The organism is Hansschlegelia sp. KR7-227 (assembly GCF_049446035.1).
In the GTDB taxonomy this organism is placed as follows: domain Bacteria; phylum Pseudomonadota; class Alphaproteobacteria; order Rhizobiales; family Methylopilaceae; genus Methylopila.
Map to the genome: position 1 here is coordinate 2,769,598 of NZ_JBMSEA010000001.1, position 25,403 is coordinate 2,795,000.

General features: G+C 69.2%; 19 protein-coding genes (1 of these 19 running past the window's edge). 15 read left to right on the top strand and 4 right to left on the bottom strand.

Annotated elements, in window-relative coordinates:
• Positions 1-72 precede the first annotated feature (72 nt).
• Positions 73-855 (bottom strand): IclR family transcriptional regulator, encoded by a 783-nt coding sequence (locus tag ACO2RJ_RS12975; RefSeq protein ID WP_423268419.1) that lies wholly within the window; start codon positions 853-855, stop codon positions 73-75.
• Between the two features lie 214 nt (positions 856-1,069).
• On the opposite strand from ACO2RJ_RS12975, the gene ACO2RJ_RS12980 reads away from it, so the two are divergent.
• From ACO2RJ_RS12980 to ACO2RJ_RS12995, 4 genes are all read left to right on the top strand, one after another.
• Complete coding sequence (locus ACO2RJ_RS12980) at positions 1,070-2,269, top strand: mandelate racemase/muconate lactonizing enzyme family protein (RefSeq protein WP_423268420.1); 1,200 nt, start codon at positions 1,070-1,072, stop codon at positions 2,267-2,269.
• A 66-nt stretch (positions 2,270-2,335) separates the two neighbouring features.
• Complete coding sequence (locus ACO2RJ_RS12985) at positions 2,336-3,307, top strand: Bug family tripartite tricarboxylate transporter substrate binding protein (protein WP_423268421.1); 972 nt, start codon at positions 2,336-2,338, stop codon at positions 3,305-3,307.
• A gap of 37 nt (positions 3,308-3,344) precedes the next feature.
• Positions 3,345-4,844 carry a class I adenylate-forming enzyme family protein gene (locus ACO2RJ_RS12990; protein ID WP_423268422.1) on the top strand — a complete coding sequence of 500 codons (1,500 nt, stop codon included), beginning with the start codon at positions 3,345-3,347 and terminating at the stop codon, positions 4,842-4,844.
• Between the two features lies 1 nt (position 4,845).
• Positions 4,846-5,589 carry an enoyl-CoA hydratase/isomerase family protein gene (locus ACO2RJ_RS12995; protein WP_423268423.1) on the top strand — a complete coding sequence of 248 codons (744 nt, stop codon included), beginning with the start codon at positions 4,846-4,848 and terminating at the stop codon, positions 5,587-5,589.
• Here ACO2RJ_RS12995 and ACO2RJ_RS13000 read toward each other — a convergent pair.
• On the bottom strand, positions 5,576-6,382 hold the full coding sequence (locus tag ACO2RJ_RS13000) for a DeoR/GlpR family DNA-binding transcription regulator (RefSeq protein ID WP_423268424.1): 807 nt from the start codon (positions 6,380-6,382) through the stop codon (positions 5,576-5,578). The two genes, ACO2RJ_RS12995 and ACO2RJ_RS13000, sit on opposite strands and share 14 nt — an antisense overlap.
• A gap of 154 nt (positions 6,383-6,536) precedes the next feature.
• Here ACO2RJ_RS13000 and ACO2RJ_RS13005 point away from each other — a divergent pair, with 154 nt between their 5' ends.
• From ACO2RJ_RS13005 to ACO2RJ_RS13025, 5 genes are read left to right on the top strand one after another with little or no spacing between them, the layout of a single operon-like run.
• Entirely contained in the window at positions 6,537-7,487 is a 951-nt protein-coding gene (locus tag ACO2RJ_RS13005; protein WP_423268425.1) for an ABC transporter substrate-binding protein, read from the top strand.
• A gap of 19 nt (positions 7,488-7,506) precedes the next feature.
• Complete coding sequence (locus tag ACO2RJ_RS13010; RefSeq protein WP_423268426.1) at positions 7,507-8,538, top strand: quaternary amine ABC transporter ATP-binding protein; 1,032 nt, start codon at positions 7,507-7,509, stop codon at positions 8,536-8,538.
• Positions 8,535-10,550, top strand: a complete 2,016-nt coding sequence (locus ACO2RJ_RS13015) for an ABC transporter permease (protein WP_423268427.1) — start codon at positions 8,535-8,537, stop codon at positions 10,548-10,550. Before ACO2RJ_RS13010 ends, ACO2RJ_RS13015 begins: the two co-directional genes overlap by 4 nt.
• A complete protein-coding gene (locus ACO2RJ_RS13020; protein ID WP_423268428.1) occupies positions 10,547-11,428 on the top strand; it encodes a phosphotransferase in 882 nt (293 codons plus the stop codon). Before ACO2RJ_RS13015 ends, ACO2RJ_RS13020 begins: the two co-directional genes overlap by 4 nt.
• Positions 11,425-13,866, top strand: coding sequence for a GcvT family protein (locus ACO2RJ_RS13025; protein WP_423268429.1), 2,442 nt, complete (start codon positions 11,425-11,427; stop codon positions 13,864-13,866). The genes ACO2RJ_RS13020 and ACO2RJ_RS13025 overlap by 4 nt, the downstream gene beginning before the upstream one ends.
• 23 nt (positions 13,867-13,889) lie before the next feature.
• On the opposite strand, the gene ACO2RJ_RS13030 is transcribed toward ACO2RJ_RS13025, so the two are convergent.
• On the bottom strand, positions 13,890-15,107 hold the full coding sequence (locus tag ACO2RJ_RS13030) for a polyhydroxyalkanoate depolymerase (RefSeq protein ID WP_423268430.1): 1,218 nt from the start codon (positions 15,105-15,107) through the stop codon (positions 13,890-13,892).
• A gap of 120 nt (positions 15,108-15,227) precedes the next feature.
• Here ACO2RJ_RS13030 and ACO2RJ_RS13035 point away from each other — a divergent pair, with 120 nt between their 5' ends.
• Entirely contained in the window at positions 15,228-15,884 is a 657-nt protein-coding gene (locus ACO2RJ_RS13035) for a glutathione S-transferase (protein ID WP_423268431.1), read from the top strand.
• Positions 15,885-15,962: 78 nt separating this feature from the next.
• A complete protein-coding gene (locus ACO2RJ_RS13040; RefSeq protein WP_423268432.1) occupies positions 15,963-18,743 on the top strand; it encodes a phosphoenolpyruvate carboxylase in 2,781 nt (926 codons plus the stop codon).
• Here the strand turns inward: ACO2RJ_RS13040 and ACO2RJ_RS13045 are convergent.
• Positions 18,703-19,614: a helix-turn-helix domain-containing protein gene (locus ACO2RJ_RS13045; protein ID WP_423268433.1), complete on the bottom strand. Its 912-nt coding sequence runs from the start codon at positions 19,612-19,614 to the stop codon at positions 18,703-18,705. The genes ACO2RJ_RS13040 and ACO2RJ_RS13045 overlap by 41 nt on opposite strands.
• A gap of 215 nt (positions 19,615-19,829) precedes the next feature.
• Here ACO2RJ_RS13045 and ACO2RJ_RS13050 point away from each other — a divergent pair, with 215 nt between their 5' ends.
• The 4 genes in view from ACO2RJ_RS13050 to ACO2RJ_RS13065 are tightly spaced (at most 25 nt apart) and all read left to right on the top strand, a layout consistent with a single transcriptional unit that may run on beyond the window.
• Positions 19,830-22,061 carry a TonB-dependent siderophore receptor gene (locus ACO2RJ_RS13050; RefSeq protein WP_423268434.1) on the top strand — a complete coding sequence of 744 codons (2,232 nt, stop codon included), beginning with the start codon at positions 19,830-19,832 and terminating at the stop codon, positions 22,059-22,061.
• A gap of 25 nt (positions 22,062-22,086) precedes the next feature.
• A complete protein-coding gene (locus ACO2RJ_RS13055) occupies positions 22,087-22,968 on the top strand; it encodes an ABC transporter substrate-binding protein (RefSeq protein WP_423268435.1) in 882 nt (293 codons plus the stop codon).
• A gap of 13 nt (positions 22,969-22,981) precedes the next feature.
• Positions 22,982-24,892 carry a Fe(3+)-hydroxamate ABC transporter permease FhuB gene (gene fhuB, locus ACO2RJ_RS13060; RefSeq protein WP_423268436.1) on the top strand — a complete coding sequence of 637 codons (1,911 nt, stop codon included), beginning with the start codon at positions 22,982-22,984 and terminating at the stop codon, positions 24,890-24,892.
• A 10-nt stretch (positions 24,893-24,902) separates the two neighbouring features.
• Positions 24,903-25,403: the 5' portion of an ATP-binding cassette domain-containing protein gene (locus ACO2RJ_RS13065; RefSeq protein WP_423268437.1), read on the top strand. It continues 285 nt past the right edge of the window; 501 of the gene's 786 nt are visible here — the first part of the coding sequence; its start codon is at positions 24,903-24,905; its stop codon lies off the right edge, out of view.

The following is a 25,403-nucleotide window of genomic DNA, read 5'->3' on the forward strand; positions in this document are numbered from 1 at the left end:
AGCGCCCGGACCATAACGTCGCGGCGGTAGGCTCGACGCCTGGCGCCGGGGCGGTCCGCGCGGCGGAGCGTCTTAAGCGGCGGGTCCGCCGAGCGCGGCGGAGATCGCGTCCGCCGCCCGCACGACGCCCCCGGTCATGTCCGACATCCGGCTGCGCGTGAACCGTTCGGCGGGTCCCGAGACGCCGATCGCCGCGACCACGGCGCCATGGGCGTCCCGTATGGGCGCGGCGAGGCCGCGGACCCGCTCCCGCCACTCGCCCCAGTTCGTCGCATACCCTTTCGAGCGGACCTCCGCGAGTGCAGTCAGGAGGGCCCCGCGGTCGACGATCGTTCTCGTCGTGTAGCGCTCGAGCGCCTGCGGCAGATCGGGAAACGCCGCCGAGAAGGCGAGCAGGACCTTTCCGGTCGCCACGCAATGGGCCGGCGCGCGGCCGCCGAGCTCCGAATAGGCGCGGATCGGCTGAGGGCTGTCGAGCTTGTCGACATAGACCACCTCCGCGCCGTCGAGAACCGAGAGATGCACCGTCTCCTGGGTGTCGCGCGCCAGCTCCGCCACATGGGGGCGGGCCTCGCGCGTGAGGTCCAGACCTTCGTGCAGCCGCGCGCCGAGCTCCCAGAGCTTGAGCGTCGGCTGGTAGCGCGCGCCGCCCGGCGGCTGACGCACGAAGCCCGCGCTTTGCAACGTCTTGAGCACGCGGTGGACGTTGCTCTTCCCGAGCCCCGTCTCGGCGGCGAGATCGGTCACGCCGCGCGCGCCGGCGGAACGGGCGAGCGTTTCGAGGACGAGCAGTCCCTTGAGCAGCGTCTGGTCCAAGGTCGCCCTCCCGATGTGTTCCAAGTAATAGAACAGCATTTTGATTATCGGGATAGACAGCGGCGCTTTTCAATGCAGACTGCCGTCAGAGGTCCGCAAAGGATCCGGCGTCGCGCGACGACGCGGAGGACACGATGCCTGCAGTTCCAGCGCGCCTTCGCAGGCGCCTCTACGCTCCCCGCCTCGACGGGCCCTACGCCCTCGCGCCGCGCCCGTCCGGCAAGTCGCGTCTCCGCGCGGCGGAGATCACCCCGTGCGAGTGACCGGCGTCGCCACGCTGAAATGCGACGCGGGCTGGCGGAACTACCATTTCGTCAAGCTCACGACCGACGAGGGCGTGACCGGCTGGAGCGAATATGACGAGGGCTTCGGCTCGCCGGGCGTCACCTCTGTCATCGAGCAGCTCGGACGCCGCCTCGTCGGCCAGAACGCGTTCGCCCATGAGCGGTTTTTCGCCGAGGCCTCCTGTCTGACGCGGCCGGCGGCCGGCGGCGTGGTGGGAGAAGGGATCGGCGCGCTCGAGAACGCCCTTCTCGACGCCAAGGCGAAGGCGCTCGGCGTGCCCTGCTACGAGCTGCTCGGAGGCAAGCTGCGCGACCGCGTCCGGGTCTACTGGTCCCACTTCCCGAGCTGGCGCATCAATCATCCCGCGTTCTTCCCGCCGCAGATCTCGACGCTGGAGGAGGTGTCGGCGGCCGGCGCCGAGGCGCGCGAAGCGGGCTTCGGAGCGATGAAGACCAACATCTTCATCCATGACGACGGTCCGACCCGCGCCTGGCGGCCGGGCTTCGGCGTCCCCTTCTACCCCGAGCTCAACATCGACCGCCGCATCCTGCGCAACATGCGCGACCATCTCGAGGCGCTGCGCGACGGCGCCGGCCCCGACATGGACATCCTGATCGACCTGAACTTCAACGCGAAGACCGAGGGCTACCTCAAGATCCTCCGCGAAATCGAAGATCTCGACCTGTTCTGGGTCGAGATCGACTGCCCGAGCGCGCAGGCGCTGGCCTATGTCCGCAATCACAGCCGGCATCCGATCGCCTCCTGCGAGACGCTGATCGGGCTGCGGCAGTTCATGCCGTATTTCACGAACCAGTCGATGGACGTCGCGATCCTCGACACGCCGTGGAACGGCGCCTGGCAGACGATGAAGATCGCGGCCGTCGCCGAGGCGCATGAGGTCAACATCGCCCCGCACAATTTCTACGGCCATCTCTGCACGATGATGAACGCGCATGTCGCCGCGGCCGTGCCGAACCTGCGGATCATGGAGATCGACATCGACCGGCTGTCGTGGGACCGCGAAATCTTCTCGCACGAGCCCGAGTTCGAGAACGGCCATCTGATCGTGCCCGACCGGCCCGGCTGGGGCGTGGACCCGATCGAGGAGGCCATCCTCGCTTATCCGCCCAAGGTTTCGGGCGGGCTGCTGAACTACAAGAAGAGCTGATCCGACGATTTCGGCGCGACAGAAACAAGCGGGCGTTCAAGTCCCGCGTCCTGGGAGGAAGCCCGCATGAACGTCAAGATCATCGCCGCCGCGGTTCTGGCCGCCGCCTGCGGCTGGACCGCGACCGCGGCGACCGCAGCCCCCGGCTATCCGGAGCGGCCCGTCCAGCTTCTCGTGCCCTATCCGCCGGGCGGGATCACCGACATCGTCGCCCGCATCATCGCCGAGAACATGACCAAGACGCTCGGCCAGACCTTCGTGGTCGAGAACCGGCCCGGCGCTGGCGGCATGACGGGATCGGACGCCGTCGCGAAGTCCCCGGCCGACGGTTACACCGTGCTGATGGGCTCGGTCGCGAACACCACCTTCCCGGCCGTCAACAAGAAGGTGCCCTACGATCTGGTCAACGACCTGACGCCGCTGTGCCGCGTGATGTCGGTCCCGAACTACCTCGTCGTCGGCGTCGACACGCCGTACAAGACGGTGGCCGACCTGATCGCCGGCGCGAAAGCCCATCCGGGCGAACTGACCTTCGCGTCGAGCGGCCCCGGCGCCAGCCCGCATCTCTCCGGCGAGTTGCTCAAGGTCATGGCGGGAATCAACATCGTCCACGTCCCCTACAAGGGCAGCGGCCCGGCCTTCGTCGACCTGATCCCCGGGCGCGTGACGATGATGTTCGACAACGCCGCCTACTCCCAGGTCCGCGCCGGCAAGCTGCGCGCGATCGCCGTCAGCACGCCGGAGCGCTCGCCGGCCGCCCCCGACGTGCCGACGGTCGCGGAATCCGGGGTGCCCGGATTCGCGGTCACCTCATGGTACGGGCTGTGGGTTCCGAAGGGCACGCCCGAAACTGCGATCGAGACGCTGAAGGCGAAACTCAAGGAGCAGTTCTCCGATCCGGCCATGCAGCAGAAGATGCTCGCGCTCGGCGGCAAGGCCGACCTGCTGTGCGACGGAGAGTTCGTGACCTTCATCGATAGCGAGCTCGCGAAATGGAAGAAGCTCGTGGTCGACGCCAACATCAAGATCGACAACTGAGCGTGAGGCGCGCCGCCGCCCGTGCTCGGAGCGGGACATGAAGATCTCCGACCCTGTGCTGTCCCGCGGACGGTCGGCGCCGGGGGCGCCGGCGCTCAGCGACCCGGCGCGCTCCGTCACCTATGGCGAGCTCGCCCGCCGGGTCGAGGCGGGCGCCGCCCGGCTGGCGTCGCTTGGCGTTCGGCCGCAGGACAGGGTGATGATCGTCGGCGAGAACAGCGTCTCGCTCGCGGTCGCGATCCTCGCCTGCGCGCATCTCGGCGCCATAGCCGTGATGGAGAACGCGCGGCGCGCCCCGATGGAGGTCGACGCCATCCTGGAGCATGCGCGACCGAAGCTTGCGCTGTTTGCGCTCGACCACTCAGCGGACGCCGCAGAGCATGCGCGGCGCGCCGGCGCAGTGGTGAGCGAAGAGCCCGCCCTCGGGCGCGTGGCGGTGACCGGCGAACACCCGAAGGGATCGTTCGACGCTTCAGCGCGCGACGCAAGCGCGGACCTGGCCGCCTTCATCTACACCACCGGAACCACCGGCGCGCCCAAGGGCGTGATGCTGACCCACGCCAATCTGTGCTTCATCGCTGGGATGATGGGCGAGCTGCGTCAGATCGACGAGCGCGACCGGATCTACGGCGTGCTGCCCATCTCCCACGTCATGGGCCTCGCCTCGGTGCTGCTCGGCGGACTGCACGCCGGCGCGCATGTTCATCTCCGGTCGCGCTTCTCGGCGGACCGGTGCCTTGGCGAACTCGCCGGTCTCGGAATCTCCGTGATGCAGGGCGCGACGGCGATGTTCGCCAAGCTGAACGAAGCGGGCCGGCTGAGCGGCCGGACGCCGCCGGCGTCGCTGCGTTTCCTCGGCGCGGGCGGGGCTCCGATCGACGTCACCGTCAAGCGCCGCTCCGAAGAGCTGTTCGGCGCCGTTCTTCACAACGGCTACGGGCTGACCGAGGCCGCCTCGCTGTGCTGGACGCGGCTCGACGAGCCGAACGAGGACGACTCCGTCGGACGCCCCCTCCCCGGCGTCGAGCTCCGCCTGCGCGACGCCTCCGGCGGCGATACGCCTGCCGGCGAGATCGGGGAGCTTTGGGCGCGCGGTCCCAACGTCATGGCGGGCTATTTCCGCAATCCGGAGCTGACTCCGCAGGTCCTGACCCCGGACGGCTGGTTCAACACCCAGGATCTCGCGCGGATCGCGCCCGACGGCCGGGTCTTCATCGTAGGTCGCGCCAAGGACGTCATCATCCGCTCGGGCTTCAAGGTGAACCCGCTGGAGGTGGAGACCGCGCTCAACCGACACCCGAAGATCGCGCATTCCGCGGTCGTCGGCCGGCCGACCGAGGGCAACGAGGACATCGTCGCCTTCCTCGAGCTGCACGGCGGCGATCAGGCGGCGCCGGCCGACCTCTCCGAACATCTTCGCGCATGGCTCTCGCCCTACAAGCACCCGAACAAGGTCTTCATCGTCGACGCGCTGCCGCTCGCCCAGAACGGCAAGGTGCTCAAGAAACTCCTCGTCGAGCTTGCGAAAGGCGCCTGAAATGTCCGAAGTCGTCCTGTACGAGTCCGCCGACGGCGTCTGCACGATCACGATCAACCGGCCCGACAAGCTCAACGCGATCGACGCAGGCGTGGAGATCGCGCTCGCGGCGGCCTGGCGGCGCTTCGCCGCGAGCGACGACCGCGTCGCGATCCTGACCGGCGCGGGCGAGCGCGCCTTCTCGGTCGGCAAGGACCTGAAGTCGGACTCCAAGCCCGACTACCGGCGCTTCGTTCCCGGATACGACATCGAGGTCCGCAAGCCGATCGTCGCCGCCGTCAGCGGCTGGTGCATCGGCGGCGCGATGACGCTCGTCCAGGCCGCCGATCTCTGCGTCGCGACCCGAAGCGCCCGCTTCATGTACCCCGAAGCCAAGCTCGGCTTCGCCGGCGGGCTGATCGCAGGCCTCGCGGGGCGCATTCCGCACAAGGTCGCGATGGAGATCATGCTGCTTGGCGAAGAGCTCAGCGCGGAGCGCGCCTACCAGGTCGGTTTCGTCAACAAGCTCGTCGACGAAGGCGAGCATCTCGCCGCAGCGCAGGTCTACGCCCGGCGCCTCGCCGACAACGCCCCACTGGTGCTGGAGATGCTGAAGAGCTTCGCGGGTCAGGTGACGCCGGCCGGTCCGATGGAGCGCGCCAGCCACGCGCTGCGCGAAGTCGAGCGCGTTATGGAAAGCGACGATTTCCGCGAAGGCTTCGCGAGCCAGCAGGAGAAGCGCAAGCCGGCGTTCAAGCGCCGCTGACAGGCGCCGGCGCCCGTCTCCCGTTCGCTCCGGCCTGAGGCAGGACGAGCGTTATGCCGGCATCCTCGATCCAGCCTGAGATGCCGGGCGGGGGCGCGACGTCGGTCACGAGGCAATGGACCTCGCCGGGATCGCAGATCGCCACCGGCGCGCGCCGCCCGAATTTGCTGCCGTCGGCGACCACCAGCCGCTGGTCGGAGCATTCGATCATGGCGCGGGCGATGCCCGCCTCGTCCAGGTCGAAATCGGTGAAGCTTCCGCGGGCGTCGATGCCGGCGATCGACAGGATCGCGAGATCGGCGCGGAACTGTCGGATGAAGGCGGCCGCCTCGGCGCCGACCGCGGCCGCGAGATCGGCCCGCAGCTCGCCGCCCGCCATGTAGACGCGGTTGTCGTTGCGGCCGACGAGCCGTCCGGCGATCTCGAGCGAGTTGGTCACCACGGTGAGCCCGCGCCGCGCCCGGAGCGCCTGCGCGACATAAGCGGTGGTCGAGCCGGTGTCGATCATGAGGACCTGCCCGTCCTCAACGCAGTCGACCGCCGCCGCGGCGAGCGCCTTCTTGGCCGCGGCATGGACCCGCATCCGCTCGAGGAACGGGGCGTCGACGGCCGGCCCCGCAAACGCGACTTCGCCGTGTCGGCGCGTCAGCAGGCCGTTCTCGACAAGCCCCTTGACGTTGCGCCGGATCGTTTCGTCCGAGACGCCCAACCGGCCGGCGAGTTCGGCGACGCGCGTGACGTCCTCGTCGCGGACCAGTTCGACGATCGCGCGCTGCCGTGGACTCTGGTTCATCGAAGGGCTCCGCACGCCGAAAACATGGGCACCTTGTGGGAAAGCCCGGACAGACTCAACGCCAATCCCACATCTGTTGTGGACTTGAGCAAAACTGGCGCCCAAACTGCATTGGATCTGCGGGCGTGAGCCACAGCGAGCCGAGGAGACGGGCATGTTCCACAAGGTGACGCGTGCAGCGACGGCGGGGCTTCTCGCCCTCGCGCTGACCTCGGGCGCAGCGATCGCGGAGGTCGAGTCCAAGGATCCCATCAAGATCACGCTGCACGACTGGACGGGGCAGCTGATCACCGCGCGCATCATGGGCGAGACGCTCAAGAAAGCCGGCTACAACGTCGATTACGTCCAGGCGGACTACCTCGCCCAGTTCGCAGGCATGCGCACCGGCGACCTGCATGTCGCGATGGAGGTCTGGGCCACCACCGCCAAGGAGGCCATGGACGAGGCGATCGCGGCCGGCGGGGTCGAGAATGTCGGCGAGACCGGCATGCAAGCGATCGAGGACTGGTGGTTTCCGGAGTACATGAAGGAGAAGTGCCCGGGCCTGCCCGACTGGAAGGCGCTGAAGGAGTGCGCCGAGGTGTTCTCCACGCCCGAGACCTCGCCGAAGGGGCGCTATCTCGGCGGTCCGGTGACCTGGGGCGGGTATGACGACGAGCGCGTGCTGGCGCTCGACCTTCCGTTCGAGGTCGTGCACGCCGGCACCGACGCGGCGATGTTCGCCGAACTGCAGTCGGCCTATGACCGCAAGGCTCCGATCCTGCTCTGGATCTATGCGCCGCACTGGGCGCCCATCAAGTTCAAGGGCGAGTGGATCACGTTCCCGCCCTACGAGAAGGCCTGCTACGAGGACCCTGCCTGGGGCGTGAACAAGGACGCGAAATACGACTGCGCCAAGCCGCGCGGCCCGATCTACAAGGCCACATGGACCGGCGTGAAGGACAAGTGGCCGGGCGCCTACAAGGCGATCAAGGCCTATACGTTCACCAATGACGAGATCGGCGAGCTCGCGGCGAAGGTCGACCTCGGCGGCGAGAAGGTCGAGGCCGTGGTCGACGACTGGATGGCCAAGAACGAGGACCGCTGGAAGAAATGGCTGCAGTGACGGGGCCGGATCGCGACCGATGACCGAGCCGATCCTCGCCTGCCGGGAGGTCGCCAAGCTGTTCGGGACGAAGCCGGAGCGCTTCGTTCGGGACGGCCGCGTCGCGGCCCTGCCGGCGGAGATCGTCGCGGCCGGGCTCATCCCGGCGGTGATGGACGTCAATCTCGAGATCGCGCGCGGCGAGACCTTCGTGATCATGGGGCTCTCGGGCTCGGGCAAGTCGACGCTGGTGCGCTGCCTGTCCGGCCTCGTCGCGCCGACCGCGGGTGAGATCCTGTTCGAAGGCCGCGACCTGCTGCGCATGCCGGAGCAGGAACTCATCCGCATCCGGCGCCACCAGATGGGCATGGTGTTCCAGAACTTCGCGCTGCTGCCGCATCTCACCGTGCTCGGCAACGTGGCCTTTCCGCTCGACGTGCAGGGGCGCTCGAAAGCCGAGCGGGAGGCGCGGGCGCGCGAGATGATCAAGCTCGTCGGCCTCAACGGTCGGGAAGATCATTTTCCGCGCGAGCTGTCCGGTGGCCAGCAGCAACGCGTCGGCATCGCCCGCTCGCTCGCGGTAGGCCCCGACCTCTGGTTCCTCGACGAGCCGTTCTCGGCGCTCGATCCGCTCATCCGCCGCGAGATGCAGGACGAGGTGCTGCGCCTGCAGGCGATGCTGAAGAAGACGATCGTGTTCATCACGCATGATTTCGACGAGGCGGTCCGGATCGCCGACCGCATCGCCATCATGAAGGACGGTCGCGTCGTGCAGATCGGAACAGCGGAGGAGCTCGTGCTGGCTCCTGCGACCGACTATGTCCGCGCCTTCACCCGCGACGCGCCGCGGGCCAAGATCCTGACCGCGCGGTCGGTCATGGCGCCGGCCCGCGAGATCGCCGACTTCGCCGGCGAGATCGACGCCGGCCAGCGCATCGCCGCCTTCGCCCACGACGTCGAGCAGTCCGACCGGCCGTTCGCGGTCGTCGACGCCGGTCGGGTGATCGGCGTCGTCGACCGGCTCGCGATGATCGACGTGCTCGTCGGTCGGGAACGGAAGTCGGCGGCGTGAGCCTCGCGGCGGTCCGGCCGCTCGCGGCGGAGTTTCCCCAGGCGGCGCTGAAGCGGCTGCTGTGGCCTGCTCTGCTTCTCGTGACGATCGTCCTCGTCTCGCTGCCGACCGGCGCGCTTCCGACGTGGATGACCAAATATCCCACGGCCTGGCAGCTCCCGATCGACGCCCAGATCTCGGCCTTCATGCGCTGGCTGATGGAGACGGCGAGCTTCGGCCTGTTCTCCGTGCGGGACCTCACCCGCGCGATCGCCTGGACGCTCGACCTTCCCCTCGCCGCGGCGAAGGCCGTTCTGGCCGGGGGTGTCGGCTATGGGCGAGGCGCCGACGCCGTCGCCATTGCGCCTGCGATCCCCTGGTTCTCCTTGCTGATCGCGGGCGTCGCCGGCGGCTACGCCGTCGGGGGCCTGCGTCTCGCCGCTCTCATGGGCGGCGGCCTGCTCTATCTCGCGGTCTTCGGGCAGTGGCCGGCCGCGATGGTGACGCTCGCCTCCGTGCTGGTGTCGAGCGTGCTCGGCGCGATCGGCGGGTTGCTGGTCGGGCTCGCCTGCGTGCGCTGGCGCTGGGCCGAGCGCGCCGTGTCGCCGCTGCTCGACCTCGCCCAGACGATGCCGGTCTTCGCCTATCTGCTGCCGATGCTGATCCTGTTCGGCTTCGGGCCGGTCTCGGCGATGATCGCGACCATCGTCTACGCCATGCCGCCCATGGTGCGCGTCACCATCCTTGCGATCCGCGCCGTCCCCGAGGAGATCCATGCGCTCGGCGCCATGACCGGCTGCACGCGCCGCCAGCTGACCTGGAAGATGCTCGTGCCCACCGCGCTTCCCGCGCTGATGGTCGGCGTCAACCAGGTCATCATGCTCTCGCTCAACGTCGTCATCATCGCCTCGATGATCGGCGCGGGCGGCCTCGGTTTCGACGTGCTGGCGGCGCTGCGGCGGCTCGACATCGGGGCGGGCCTCGAGGCCGGGATCGCGATCACGGTGCTCGCGATCCTGCTCGACCGGTTCGCGCAGGCGCTCGCGGTCCAAGCCGGCCGCACGCCCGAGCGCGACGAGGGCCACCGCGCTCTTCGTCGGAAGGCGCTCTGGGCGGCCTTCGCCATCGCCGGCGCCCTCTGGGTCGCGGCGGCGATCTGGCCCGCGATCGCGCTTTATCCCGACGCGCTGAAGCTGTCGACCGCCCCTTGGTGGAGCGACCTCGTCCGCTGGATCAACGTCAACTTCTTCGCGACGCTGGACGCCATCCGCGCCTGGGCGTTCCTGAACCTTCTGGCCCCCGCCAAGCGCTTCATGCTCGCGCTGCCCTGGGTCTGGGTCGTGGCGGCGCTGGGGATCGCAGGGTTCCGGCTCGGCGGCTGGCGGCTGGCGCTCCCCGTCGTCCTGATGGCGCTGTTCGTGGCGGTGGTGGGGCTATGGCCGACCGCCATGATCACGGTCTATCTCTGCGGCGTCGCCGTGCTGATCGCGGCGGCGATCGGCGTCCCGATCGGGATCGCGGCGGCGACCCGACCGAGGCTGTGGCGCGCCGTCGAGACCGTCATCGACCTGCTGCAGACGCTGCCGTCCTTCGTCTACCTCATCCCGATCGTGATGCTGTTCCGCGTCGGCGACTTCACCGCCCTGATCGCGATCGTGCTCTACGCCGTCGCGCCGGCGATCCGCTACGCGGCGCACGGCGTGGCCCGCGTGCCTCAGACGTTGATCGAGGCGGGCGTGATGAACGGCTGCACGCGCCGGCAGATCCTCACGCGCATCCGCGTGCCGCTGGCCCTGCCCGAAATCCTGCTCGGGGTGAACCAGACGATCATGCTGGCGCTGTCGATGCTCGTCATCACCGCGCTCGTCGGGACCCGCGATCTCGGCCAGGAGACCTATTCCGCGCTCGCCAAGGCCGACGTCGGCAAGGGACTGGTCGCGGGCCTCTGCGTCGCCTTCATCGCGATCATCGCCGACCGGCTGGTCGCGGCGGGCGCCGCGCGCCTCAAGCGGCGCATGGGGCTCGCGCAGTGAGCCCCGATCCCGTCGCCCGCATCCGCGCGCTCGCCTTCTGGCGCGGACCGGTCGACCCGCAGCCGCTCGCCGGCGGCATCACCAACCGCAACTTCCGGGTGGAGGACGCGGGACGAAGCTTCGTGGTGCGGCTCGGCGAGGACATCCCGCTGCACAACATCATGCGGTTCAACGAGCGCGCGGCCTCGCAAGCCGCCGAGGAGGCCGGCGTCTCCCCCGCGCTGCGGCATTTCGAGCCGGGACTGATCATCATCGACCATGTCGACGGCCGGACCTTTTCGGAGGCCGACGTCCGCGCCGAGCTGCCGCGGGTGGCGGAGCTCGTGAAGACGGCCCATCGCGAGGTGACGAGGCGGCTTCGGGGGCCGGCTCTCGCCTTCTGGACGTTCCACATCCTGCGGAACTACGTGGCGGCGCTCGAGGAGGGCGGCCACAGGCTGGCGGGCGATCTGCCCCGCCTTGCGAAGGTCGCCGAGCGGATCGAGTCCGTGGTCGGCCCCACCGAGATCGTGTTCGGCCACAACGATCTGCTGCCGGGCAACTTCATCGACGACGGCGAAAAGCTCTGGCTGATCGACTGGGACTATGGCGGCTTCAACAGCCCGCTGTTCGACCTCGCGAACCTCGCCTCCAACAACGGCCTCGACGACGCCGGGCGCGACACCCTGCTTGAGATCTATTTCGGGCGCGCGCCGGACGACGCGCTGCGCGTGAAACTTCAGGCGATGGCGGTCGCCTCGCTGCTGCGCGAGGCGCTCTGGAGCATGGTCTCCGAACTGCGCTCGAGCCTCGACCTCGACTATGTCGGCTACACCGCCGAGAACCTCGCCCGTTTCGAACAGGCGCTCGCCCGCTTCGAGGACATGGACCGCGCATGACCGAACTGCCCTCCTCCGCCAAGATCGTCGTCATCGGCGGCGGCATCGTCGGCTGCTCGACCGCCTATCATCTGGGCAAGCTCGGCTGCGAGACGCTGCTGCTGGAGCGCGACCGCCTGACCTCCGGCTCGACCTGGCACGCGGCGGGGCTCGTGGGGCAGCTCCGCGCCAACGCCAACATCACCCAGCTGCTCGGCGAATCCGTGCGGATCTACGAGACGCTGGAGGCCGAAACCGGTCTCGCCACGGGCTGGAAGCGGAACGGCGGCCTGCGCCTCGCCTGCAACGCCGATCGCTGGACCGAGGTGAAGCGCCAGGCGACCACCGCCCGCTCCTTCGGCCTGGAGATGCACCTTCTGACGCCGAAGGAGGCGCAGGAGCTCTGGCCGCTGATGAGCGTGGACGACGTCGTCGGCGCCGCCTTCCTGCCGACCGACGGCCAAGCCAACCCGTCCGACATCACCCAGGCGCTCGCCAGGGGCGCCAGGATGGCCGGGGTCGTCATCCGCGAGGAGACGGTCGTCACCGCGATCGAGGTCGAGCGCGGCCGAGTGAAAGCCGTCGTCACCTCGCAGGGGCGCATCGCCTGCGAGAAAGTCGTGATCTGCTCCGGGCTCTGGTCGCGGGAGCTCGGCAGGCTCGCCGGCGTCAACATTCCGCTCGCGGCCGTGCAGCACCAGTACATCGTCACCGAGCCGATCCCGGGCGTGACGCGCGGACTGCCGACGCTGCGCGATCCGGACCGCCTGACCTATTACAAGGAGGAGGTCGGCGGCCTCGTGATGGGCGGCTACGAGCCGAACCCGATCCCCTGGGGCGCGACCCCGCCGCCGAACGACTTCTCCTTCTCGCTTCTCGACGAGAACTGGGATCACTTCGAGCCGATCATGGAGCTCGCGCTCGGCCGCGTGCCGGCGCTGGAGACCGCGGGCGTCCGGCAGCTCATCAACGGCCCGGAGAGCTTCACGCCGGACGGCAACTTCATCCTCGGCGAGGCGCCGGAGGTCCGGAACCTGTTCGTCGGCTGCGGCTTCAACGCCTTCGGCATCGCCGCCGGCGGCGGGGCCGGCATGGCGCTTGCCGAATGGATCGCGAAGGGCGAGCCGCCCTATGATCTGTGGCCGGTCGACATTCGCCGTTTCGGCGCGAACCACGCCGACGGAGGCTGGGTCCGCGCCCGCACGCTGGAAGCCTACGCCAAGCACTACACGATGGCGTGGCCGTCGGAGGAGCACGAGAGCGGCCGCCCGCTGCGCCGCTCGCCGCTCTATGACCGCCTCAGGTCGGCCGGTGCCGTGTTCGGCGAGAAGCTCGGCTGGGAGCGGCCCAACTGGTTCGCGAGCGGCGGCGAGCAGGTGCGCGACGTCTATTCCTTCGAACGCCCCAACTGGTTCGCCGCGGTCGCGCGTGAGCACCAGGCGTGCCGCGAACGGGTCGCGCTGTTCGACCAGTCGTCCTTCGCGAAGTTCCTTATGGTCGGGCGCGACGCCGAGCGGGCGCTCTCCTGGATCTGCGCCAACGACGTCGCGAAACCGGTCGGGTCGCTCGTCTACACCCAGCTGCTGAACGCTCGCGGCGGGATCGAATGCGACCTCACGGTCGCCCGCCTCTCCGAAGACCGGTTCTACCTCGTGACCGGCACGGGGTTCGCCACCCGTGATTTCGATTGGATCTCCAGGAACATCCCGGCCGACTGCGACGCGCATCTCGTCGACGTCACGTCGTCGCGCGCAGTGCTCAGCCTGTTCGGACCCCGCGCCCGCGACGTGCTCGCGGCGCTGACCCCGGACGACGTCTCGAACGCCGGCTTCCCGTTCGGAACCTGCCGGACCGTCTCGGTCGCAGGCGCTCCCGTGCTGGCGCTCCGCGTCACCTATGTCGGCGAGCTCGGCTGGGAGATGCATGTCCCGACCGATTTCGCGGCGACGGTCTACGACGCGCTGACCGCCGCAGGCGAGCCGCACGGCCTGACGCTTGCCGGCTACCGCGCGATCGAGACGCTCAGGCTGGAGAAGGGTTACCGCGCTTGGGGCGCGGAGATCGGCCCGGACCACACGCCGCAGATGGCCGGTCTGGGCTGGGCGGTGAAGCTGAAGTCGAACATCGCCTTTCTCGGGCGCGAGGCGCTGGTCGACGCCGCCGGGCGAAAGCCGCCCCGGCTGCTTGCGGGCTTCACCGTGGACGATCCAGGCGTCACTCTGCTCGGACGGGAGACTATCCTCCGCAACGGCCGCCGCGTCGGCTGGCTCGCAAGCGGCGGCTTCGGCCTCACGGTGGGGGCGCCGATCGGTTACGGCTACGTCCGGGACGCCGGCGGGGTGGACGCCGATTACGTCCGCTCCGGGGACTATCAGCTCGACGTCGCGGGCGAGCTGGTGACGGCGAGGCCGTGGCTCAAGCCGATCTATGATCCCGCAATGACGCGCGTGAAGGCCTGAGGCGGACCGCCGCCGCGGCTCCTTCAGTCGTTGGCGAGGATGAAGTTCCGGACCAGCGGATAGACCTGCGTCTCCCATTTGCGGCCCGAGAACACGCCGTAATGTCCGACTCCCGCCTGCAGATGATGGCGCTTCATGTAAGGCTTGAGCCCGGAACAGAGATCCTGCGCCGCCATGGTCTGGCCGACTGCGCAGATGTCGTCGCGCTCGCCCTCCACGGTCATCAGCGCGGTTCGGCGTATCGCTCGCATGTCGAGCGGTCGGCCCCGGTACTTGAGTTCGTTGCGGGCGAGATCATTGTCCTGAAACACCGTCTTGACCGTCTCGAGGTAGAACTCCGCGGCGAGATCGAGGATCGCGAAATACTCGTCGTAGAAGACCCGGATCTGTTCGGCCTTGTCTGTCTCGTCGCAGACGATGTTCCAGAACAGCTCGGAGTGGCTCGAGACATGGCGGCCGGCGTTCATCGACAGGAATGCCGAAAGCTGCACGAAACCGGGATAGACGCGTCGGCCGGCACCGGCGTGACGGTCCGGAACGGTCGCGATCAGGTTGTCCTCGAACCAGGCGATCGGTTTGCTGGTGGCGAGCGCGTTGACTTTGGTCGGGTTCACGCTGGTGTCGACCGGTCCCGCCATCAGCGTCATCGAGGCGGGCGTAGCCGCATTCTTGGTCTCGGCCATCAGCGCCGCCGCGGCGAGCGCCTGCACTGCAGGCTGGCAGACAGCCACGACATGCGTGCCCGGCCCCATCGCCTCGAGGAACGCGACGACGTGGTCCACATAATCGTCGAAACCGAAGGGCCCTTCCGACAGGGGGACGTCGCGCGCGTTGGTCCAGTCGGTGACGTAGACGTCGTGGTCGGCGAGCAGCGTTCGGATGGTGTGGCGCAGCAGCGTCGCGAAATGGCCGGAGAGCGGCGCGACCACGAGCACCCTGGGCTGGCGAGCGTCGACGTCCTTGCGGAAATGCGTGAGCGTCGCGAACGGCAGCACATGCGTCGTCTCCTCGACGACCGGCGCGATCCGATTGCCGACCAAGACGGAGTCGATCCCGTAGTCCGGGCGCGTGTGGGTGAAACCCGAGCGCCCCATCATCTCGCCGAGGGCCCAGGGGAAGATCGCCGCCGGGTTCCGCCGCCCGTCCGCGACCCAGGGTTCGAAGGTCGCGCTCAGCGCGCCTCCGACGTCCCGCATCATCCGCGAAAGGTCCGACCCGAACTCATACGCCTGATACTTCATCGACGATCCGACCCGAAGGCAGGCCTGCAGGCCGCCAGAGCGTGAAACCTAGTGCAATCTCTTTTGCACTGCGAGATAGTTTCTTCGGCGCCGCCGCGCCATTAGGAGCATGAGCCATCCATGCCTAAGGCCCGACTGTCCGTCTCGAGCCGCAATTACTCGTCCTGGTCGCTCCGCGGCTGGCTTCTGTGCCGCCTGTCGGGTCTCGATTTCGAGACGGAGGTGCTGACCGCCGCCGATCCCTCCTCCCGCGCGGAGCTTCTGCACCTGTCGCCCTCGTTCCTCGTGCCGCGCCTGATCCATGGCGAGGTGCGCGTCTGGGACGCTTTCGCGATCGCAGCCCATCTCAACGAGATCCGGCCCGCTGCCGGCCTTCTGCCGGCGGAGCCCAAGGCCCGCGCCTGGTGCTGGTCGATCGCCGGCGAGATGCACCAGGGCTTCGCCAATCTGCGGTCAGCGCTGCCGATGAACCTCAAGGCGCGCCACGACGGCTTCAAGATCTGGGCCGGCGCCCGGCCCGACATCGAGCGGATCGTCGCGATCTGGCAGGAGTGCCTGACGGCGCATGGCGGCCCCTGGCTGTTCGGAGACCGGCCGACGATCGCCGACGCCATGTTCGCGCCGGTCTGCACGCGCTTCGTGACCTATGACGTCGCCCTTCCCGCGGACTGCGCCGCCTACCGCGATCACATCATGGCGTGGCCCGCCATGGTCGAGTGGATCGAGACCTCGCTCGCCGAGCCGGAAGACGTCGAAGAACTCGACATGGAATTCTGAGCCGAGCCGGCGCGATCCGCTCTGGTTGGCACGCTACGTGCTCGCCACCGCGCGTGGCATGAAACGGGCATCACCGATTTGACCGACATATCCGCGCTCGTCCGAAACCTCGTCGGACAGATGTCCGCCGCGCGCCAGCGCATGCGGGAGAACCCGTTCGGAAATCCCGTTCTCGACGTCGCCTTTTCAGTCTCCCGGATGACGGACGAGGGAGAGCTGACGCTCGACGACCTCGGCGCTCTGATCCGCGCGCTGCGCGACGACGCCTTCCAGGAACGCGCCCGGCGACTTGCCGCCTATGTCGGCGGCGTCGCGCCGGCACAGTCGCGCGGGGCGATGGCGGCGTTGGGCCGACGGCTCACGTCAGGCTCCATCGACGCGTTTCGCGCGGAGGTCGAGCGGACCCGATTCACCGCCGTGTTCACCGCCCATCCGACCTTTTCGCTGCCGGCCGAGATCGGCCAGGAACTCGCCGGAATCGCCTGCGGCCGCGCGCCCGGCCCGAGCCGCAGGAGCCACCGGCCAAAGCGGCCCACTTTGCTCGACGAGTTCGAGCAGGCGGTCGAAGCCATTCAGGCCGGACGCGACGCGATCGACCAGCTCACCGAAAGCCTGCTTTCGGCGGCGCGCGAGCGCTTTCCCGGGGAATGGACCACGGTCGTCCCGAGGCCCGTCACGCTGTCGAGCTGGGTCGGCTATGACACGGACGGGCGCACCGACATCAATTGGTGGGACACGATCCGGCTCCGGCTGCAGATGAAGGCGATGCAGCTCGAACGCATCGCCGGCCAGGCGAAGGCCGCCGGCGCTGACGATTTGCACGCGCGCCTGAAGACGGCGCTGCGCGCGGTCGACGCCCAATGCGCGGCCTGTCCGACCGGGACCGAAGCCGAACCCGAGGTCGTCGCGGCCTTCGCCCGCACCCTCGTCGAGCTCAAGGAGCAGGCGCTGACGTCGATCGCGCCGCTCATGCCGCTGTTCGACGCGGCGATAGCGTCCGCTCACGGCGACGCGCAAATGGCGCTCTGCGTCGCGCGCGCCGGTCTCGTCTCGCACGGGCTCTCGCTCGCCCATTCGCAGTTCCGGCTCAACGCGTCGCAGTTGCACAACGCGCTGCGCCAGCTCGCCGATCTAGGCGACGACATCACCGACGCCTCCCGCCGCCGCGCGATGCTCGCCGGCGTGAACGCGGCGCTGGACAAACTGTCGCCGGCTCCGGTCGACTTCGGCTCGCTGCTCGCGGAGAGGGCGTCCGCGGTGCGGCTGATGATGACGATCGCGCAGATCGTCAAGCACGTCGACGGCGACCAGCCGGTTCGCTTCCACGTCGCCGAGACCGAAAGCGGTTACACGCTGCTCTGCGCGCTGTGGCTCGCGCGGCGCTTCGGGGTCGACGCCAAACTCGAGATCAGCCCGCTGTTCGAGACCGCCGAGGCGCTGGAGCACGGCGAGCGGCTGCTGGACGAGGCGTTGCGCAGCCGGCACTGGCGCGATCACCTGAAGCGCACCGGCGTGCTTGCGATCGAGTTCGGCTATTCCGATTCCGGACGCTATGTCGGTCAGCTCGCCGCGAGCTACATGATCGAGCGGCAGCGACTCAAGATCGCGGAGCTGCTCGACCGGCGCGGCGTAACCGGCGTCGAGGTCGTGCTGTTCGACACCCATGGCGAGAGCATCGGGCGCGGGGCGCATCCGTCGGCGCTGGCGGACAGGCTGAAGTTCCTCAATCCCACGCGCAGCCGCAAGGAGATGGCCCGCTCCGGCCTGGAGCTGCGCGAGGAGACCGCCTTCCAGGGCGGCGACGGCTACCTTCTATTCGGCACGGAGGAGCTTGCGCTCGCGACCGTGGCGCGCCTCGCCGAACACGCCTTCGACGAGGACGCGCGGCCGGACGCCCAGCGGCTGCCGCCCGATCCGGTCTATGACGATCCGGACTTCTCGGCCGACTTCTTCGGGGCGGTGCGCGCCGCCATGGAGGGCCTCGTCGGCGACCAGGGCTACGCCGCGCTGCTGGGCGCCTTCGGGCCCGCGCTGCTCGATCCGACGGGCTCGCGCCCGAGCGCGCGCCAGGTCGACGGCATGGGGGGACCGGCGACGATCAGGCATCCGCGCGAGCTGAGGGCGATCCCGAACAACGCCATCCTTCAGCAGCTCGGATGGTGCGCGAACACGATCCACGGTCTGGGCGCCGCGCTGAACCGCCACCCCCAGACCTTTCTGGAGCTGACCGACCGCAGCCCGCGGTTCCGCCGGGCGATCGACTTCGTCGCCCATGGTCTTCGGCACTCCGAGCTGAGCGTGCTTCGCGCCGTTATCGCGACGCTCGATCCCGGCCACTGGCTGAACGCCGCCGAGCAGGCCGGCGACGCCGTTCGCCGCGACGGGCTGGTGCGGGTGTCGGCGGCGCTGGAAAAGCTCGGCATCGCGGCGCCCGCCTTCGCCATGCTCCGCCGCATCCAGACCGACCACCTCGCTTTGCGCGGCGTCTGGCCGGACTGTCCAACGATGGCGGACCAGGAGCTGCTGCTGCACGCCGTCCGGCTCGCGCTCATCCAGCGGATCTGGCTGCTTGCGGTCCGCATTCCAGACTTCTCGCCGCGATACGGCGTGACGCGCGACGCGGTGCTGAACCGCCTCTTGCGGCTCGACGTCTCGGAGACGCTGGAGGTGCTGGCCGAGATCTTCCCGGCGACGCCGGACGCGGCCAGCGAACGCGACTATTACGAGCCGCGGGGCGTTCGGACCCACAGCGGCTACGAGCGCGAGCACAAGCAGCTGTTTCAGCCGATCGCCGATCTGTTCGCGCTGGTTCGGGAGGTCAGCGCGTCGGTGACCCACTCGGTCGGCGCGTTCGGCTGAACGCCGATGCGCGCGCGCCGGCGCGCCAGGACGACGGCGTCCCGCCCGTGACCGCGCGGAACACCCGCGTGAAATGCGGCTGATCGGAGAATCCGGTCGCGACCGCGATCTCGATCAGCGGCGCGTCGGTGCGCGCCAGCATCTCCTGGGCCAGGCGCACCCGCGCATGCAGCTGCCAGCGATGCGGCGGCATTCCGGTCGCGGCCTTGAAGGCGTGGCTGAAATAGGTCTCCGACACGCCCGTCAGCCGGGCGAGGTCGCGAAGCCTTATCGCCTCCGCGCAGCGGTCCTCGATGTGATCGACGGCGAGCCGCAGCTGGCGGTCCGACAGAGCGCTTCGCCGCGTCGAAGCGCCCGGCGGTTCGAACGCCGCCGCGAGCAGCGCCGCGACCAGGGCGTCGCCGTAGAGGCTCGACGAGGGAACCGGCTGGTCGCACTCCATGCTCAGCAGGCGCGCGAGCCGCTGCACGCGTTCATCCGCGAACAACAGGCGCGGGGCCTCTAGGCCTCCCCGAGCGACGCCGAGGCGATCCAGGCGCTCAGCATCGAAATGGAGGTCGAGGTGCCGCACGTCCGTGAGCCCGGCCACCCGCATGCGGATCGGCGCTCCGGCGGGGATGTAGCTGACGGACCGGTCGCGCGAAGTCCGGCTCGCTCCGACCTCGCCAGCGTCGAGCTCCAGCTCCGCCATGAGCGGATCGAGCACGACGAACAGCCGCGGATCGAGCGATATGTAGCAGCCTTCGGCGCCGGCCTCGCAGCGCGCCCGCCACACCTCGGTCAGCTCCAGCTCCGACTGATGCGCGCGGCCGTCGCCCAGGAGGGTAATTCCCTGCCGAGAGGCCGTCATCTTCGGGCGGAACGCCGCCAAATCCCCCTCCCGATACGTCGACATGATGCAGTGGGGTCACAGCAAGCGTTCAGAGTATTCTTTTAGCCAAAAACGTACAAGACCTCCACACGCGTAGAAATCCTTATGGCCGACATCTGCGCAGTCAAGATTCTCAAGAACAGATTAGATTATATCAATTCTAATCTGCCTGATGAATTTGGCTTGTCGCTCGGTTGGTGCGGACGGGGTCCAAGGTGATTTACAGGGAAAAGCTCGGCGTTGCGTTGCTCGCAGGCGTTGCAGCGTCCGCATGGGCGCATATTGATTATGCGGCGGCGCAGCAAGCAACCGGCGACGGACAGACCATCGCGCTCGACGCGATCACCGTGACCGGCCAAGGCGTCGGAAAGGGCTCCGGCGTCGCGCCGGTCCAGGGCTACGCGCCCTCGGCGACCACGACCGGCTCGAAGACCGACACTCCGATCGTGGAGATTCCGCAGTCGATCTCGGTCATCGGCCGCCAGCAGATGGACGACCTCGGCGCCCAGAAGACCGACGAGGCGGTGCGCTACGCGGCGGGCGTGTTCGCCCAGCCCTTCGGCGACGACACCGACACCAACTGGTTCTACATCCGCGGCTTCGACGCGACCCAGACCGGCGTCTACCGCGACGGCATGCAGCTCTACAACTACGCCTTCGGCAACTTCTTCACCGACCCGTATCTGCTCGAGCGCGTCGAGGTGCTGCGCGGCGCATCCGCCGCGCTCTACGGTGGCGGCAATGTCGGCGGCATCATCAATTATGTGAGCAAGCGGCCGCTCGACGCCGATTTCGGTCAGATCGAAGTTGGAATCGACAACTATCCGACCGCCTTCGCGGCCTTCGACATCAACAAGGTCGTGCCGAACGACCTTGTCACCAAGGGCGACCCGCTTCCGCCGGTCTGGAAGTATCGCGTCACCGGCAAGCTCGAGGGCGGCGACGGGTACAGCAAGCGCGAGGACGGCTTCCGCGGCGTCATCCAGGGCGCGGCGACCTACTCGCCCGACGCCGGCACCGATCTGACGGTCTACGGCAACTATCAGCACGCGGACCAGAAGCACGGCGGCGGCGACTTCCTGCCCTATTACGGCACGGTCAAACGCGCGACGTCGCTTGATGGGACGATCGATCTCGGCCGCATCGGTCGCAGGGACAATTTCTCCGATTCCGATTTCGACCGCTACGATCGCCGGCAGGCCATGGTCGGCTACGAGTTCAACCACGACATCAACGACGTCTGGGCTGTGAACTCGAAAGCGCGTTTCGCCTACGCCGACCTGAAGGAGGCGCAGCTCTATCCGTTCGGCTACGGCTTCCAGCCTCGGCCGAGCGCGGGCAACACCGCGCTTTCGCTGATCCCCTTCAACCACCACACCAAGTCGTACAGCTTCACCGCCGACAACAACGTCGTCGGCAAGTTCCCGACCGGCGGGCTCGACCACACGCTGCTGATCGGCCTCGACTACAAGTTCTACGGCATCGACGAGGTCCAATCGTCGTTCGGCTCGCCCTATATCGACGAAAAGAGCACGCTCCATCAGGCAGGCGTCTACGTTCAGGATCAGGTTCGCTTCGGCGACGGCTGGATCGCGACGCTCAACGGCCGCTATGACCGGATGTGGCTGGACGGCGAATACAGCACGCTGTCGAACGACACCGGAGCGGACGTCGAACTCAACAAGGGCCGGTTCAGCGGGCGCGCCGGACTCGGCTACGAGTTCGCCAACGGCCTAGTGCCTTACGTCAGCGTCGCGAGCGTCTTCAACCCGCTCGTCCAGTCCAACAATATCCAGAATGCGTCTTTCGTGACCGTCGGCCGTACGCCCTTCGAGCCCGAGACCGGCATTCAATACGAAGCCGGCGTGAAGTGGGCGCCGACCTGGTTTCCCGGCCTGTTCACCGCCTCGGTTTTCGATCTGAAGAAGGAGAACGTCGTCTCGGGCGTCACCTCCGCCAAGACGGTCCAGACCCAGCTCGGCGAAGTCCGCTCGCGCGGCGTGGAGTTCGAGGCGCAGGCGAATTTGACCGAGAACTGGAAGATCCTCGGCGCGTTCACGGCCTACAAGCTCGAGATCCTTAAGGGCATGACCGACGTGAACGGCGTTCCCACCTCGCTCAAGGGAGACCAGCCGTTCCTCGTCCCCGAGGTGATCGGTTCGGCGTTCCTCGACTACACCTTCACGACGGGCTCCCTGAAGGGCGTCAGCGTGGGTGCCGGCGTGAGATATGTCGGCAAGTCCGAGGCGACCCAGCCCAACACCGTCAAGGTGCCGGACGCCACGCTGTTCGACGCGGCTGTCCGGTACCAGAAGGACAACTACAAGGTCAGCCTCAACGTCACCAACCTGTTCGACAAGCGTTTCGTCTCCGGCTGTCAGGGGATAAACGTCTGCTCCTATGGCGAAGGGCGCAAGGCGTTGGTGAAGGCGAGCTACACGTGGTGACAGTTCCGCCGGCGGCGGAGAGCGGATGATCGCTCGCCACCCGATGACGCGGCGCGCGGCCCTGGCCGGCGCCGCGTCTCTCTTTGCGGCGTTCCCCGCCCGCGCCGCGGCGCCGCGGGTCGCCACGATCGACTGGGCGATGCTGGAGACGACGCTCGCGCTGGGCGTCACGCCGGTGGCGGCGGCCGAACTCGCGCTGTTCCGGGACTGCGCGGTGGAGCCCGAGGCGCCCCCCGGGGTGCTCGACCTCGGACTGCGCGGCACGCTGAGCTACGAGCAGCTGCTGTACGCCAAGCCCGATCTCGTGCTGATCTCGCCCTGGTACGAGAACCGCCGCCATGCGCTCGCGCGGATCGCGCCGGTCGAGAGCTATGAGATCCATCTTCCCGGACGGGCCCCTTACGCGCCTGCGGAGGCTGCGACCCGCAGCCTGGGAGCAAGACTCGGCCGGGCCGCAGAGGCAGAGGCCCTCGTCGCCGCGGCCGCGGCCGAGATGGACGCGGCGCGGACGACGCTCTCGCGACTCCACGGCCGGCCGTTCCTGGTGATGAACCTCGGCGACAGCCGGCATTTTCGCGCCTTCGGCGCCGACAGCCTGTTCGGCGATGTGCTCCAGCGGCTCGGGCTGGCCCAGGCCTGGACGCGCCCGACGCAGTTCGGAGCCTACCCGACCGTCGGCGTCGAGGCGCTCGCCGAGATGAGCGACGCCTTCGTGCTCAATGTCGGGCCCACCCCGCCTGCGGCCCTCGCCGCGATGCGCGCGAGCCCTCTGTGGGCCGCGATGCCGCCGATCGCGCAGGATCGCTTTATCGACCTGCCGGCGGTGAACCCCTATGGCGCGTTGCCCGCGGCCCGGCGCTTCGCGCGGATGGTCGTCGCGAGCCTCGCCTCCCGCCCCCATGGTTGACGCGCGGCGCGAGATGCGCCGGCTGACATGGCCCGCGCTGGCCGCGCTCGCGGCCGCGCTCGCGCTCCATCTCGTTCTGGCGCGGCTCGGCCCCGGCGCCGGCCCGCTCGACCACGCTCTGCTCGCCTTCAGCGTGGGGCCGAGGATCACGACCGCCCTGCTCGCGGGGGCGGCGCTCGGCCTCTCCGGCGCTCTGCTGCAAGCCGCGCTCGACAACCCGCTGGCGGAGCCCTCGACGCTCGGCGTGTTCGCCGGCGCCCAACTTGCGCTTGGAATCGTGGCCGTGATCGCGCCGACGACAGGCGCCTTCGGCCGCGAGGCCGCCGCGTTCGCCGGAGGCGGCGGCGCGGCTGCGCTTGTCGTCGCGCTCGCCTGGCGGCGGCGGCTCGATCCGGTGACGGTCGTGCTCTGCGGCATGGTGGTCACAATGATCGCGAGCTCGCTCAGCGCGGCGCTGATCCTCGCCCAAGGCGACTATCTGTTCGCGCTGCTGATCTGGGGCGGCGGGTCTCTCGTGCAGGACGGCTGGCGGCCGGCGGCGGCGATCGCGGCGGTTCTCGCCGTCGGCGCCGCCGGCGCGGCCTCTTTGGCGCGCCCGCTCGGCGTATTGGCGGCCGGCGAATCGGGCGCGCTCAGCCTCGGTGCGCCGGTCGCCGTCATTCGGATCGCGGCGCTCGGCCTCGGCGTGCTGCTCGCGACGTCGGTGGCAGCCGAGGTCGGGCTGATCGCCTTCGTCGGCCTCGCTGCCCCCACGCTGGCGCGGCTCAGCGGCGCCCGCACGATGCGCGGCGTTCTCGCGGCCTCACCTGCGATCGGCGCGGTGCTGCTGTTGCTGACCGACGGCATGATCCAGCATCTCGGCGGAGGCGACGCGATGCCCGCCGGCGCCGCGACGGCGCTACTCGGAGCGCCGCTGCTGCTGTGGATGCTGCCGCGGCTTCGCATGGCGGATCGCCCGGCCGCATCCTCGATCGCCCGCCGGCGCGCGCCGCGAACAACCCTCGCCCTGCTTGTCGTACTGGCCTGCGCCGCGGCCGCGGCGGCTCTCGCCCTCGGCCAGGGGGCGGAGGGATGGACGGTCGCGACCGGCCGGACCTTCGAGGCCCTCCTGCCCTTTCGATGGCCGCGCGCCGCCGCCGCCGCCGCCGCCGGCTCCATGCTCGCGGCGGCCGGCGTGATCCTTCAGCGCATGACGGGGAATCCGCTCGCGGGTCCCGAGGTGCTTGGCGTCGGCGCCGGCGCGGGCGTCGGCCTCGCCGTCGCGCTGGTCGCGGCGAACGGCGACCTTGCGCTGCAGCTTATCGGGGCGGCGGCCGGCGCGATCACAGCCCTCGGGTTGATGCTTTCGCTCGCGGGCGGCGGGCGGCTGGGGCCGGAACGGATGCTGCTCGCGGGAGCCGCGATCTCCGCTCTTTGCCTGGCGGCGCTCAACGCCGTGATCGCGGGCGGCTCCCCCGCGGCCTTCGCCCTGCTCGGCTGGATGACCGGGGCGACCGACGCGATCGACCCCATGCTCGCGACCGCCGCCTGCGGCGCGGCCGTTCTGCTGACCGCGCCGCTGCCGCTGATGCTGCGCCAGCTCGAAATCCTGCCGCTCGGCCCTCTGGTCGCCGGGGGGCTCGGCCTCGACGTTCCGGCGGTCCGCTTCGCACTGACCCTGCTCGCGGCCCTGCTCACCGCGGCCGCCGCCCTGATCGCGGGACCTCTGAGCTTCATCGGTCTTGTGGCGCCGCACATCGCCTTCGCCTCGGGGTTGACGCGGCCAGGGCGCCATCTCGGCGGAGCGATGCTGGCCGGCGCGGCGCTCATGACGGTCGCCGATCTGCTCGCGCGAAGCGTCATCTTCCCCTACCAACTCCCGCTCGGCCTGTTCGCCTCGCTGATCGGCGGGGTCTACCTGGTCGCGGCGCTGAGGAACCGGTGAGGAAGACCGCATGACGTCGAACGCACCCGGCTTCCGCCTGACCGACGCGTCTTTCGCGATCGGCGGCCGCCGCCTTCTCGCGCCGTTGTCGCTTTCCTTGCAGCCCGGCCGGGTGATCGGCCTGATCGGGCACAACGGCTCGGGCAAGTCGACGCTGCTCAAGCTGCTTTCACGCCAGCAGGCGCCGACCGGCGGCGAGATCCGCTTCGGCGGTCTCCCCATCGGATCGTGGCGCTCCCGCAACTTCGCGCGCGAGGTCGCCTACCTCCCCCAACAGCCGGCGGCCGCGACCGGCATGCTGTCGCGCGAGCTGGTGGCGCTCGGCCGCTACCCCTGGCACGGCGCCCTCGGGCGTTTTGGGGCCGCGGACGCCGAGGCGGTTCGGAGCGCGATGGCGTTGACCGACGTCGCAGGTTACGCCGACCGCATGGTCGAGGAGCTGTCCGGCGGGGAACGTCAACGCGTGTGGCTCGCCATGCTGGTCGCGCAGAACGCCAAATGGCTGCTGCTC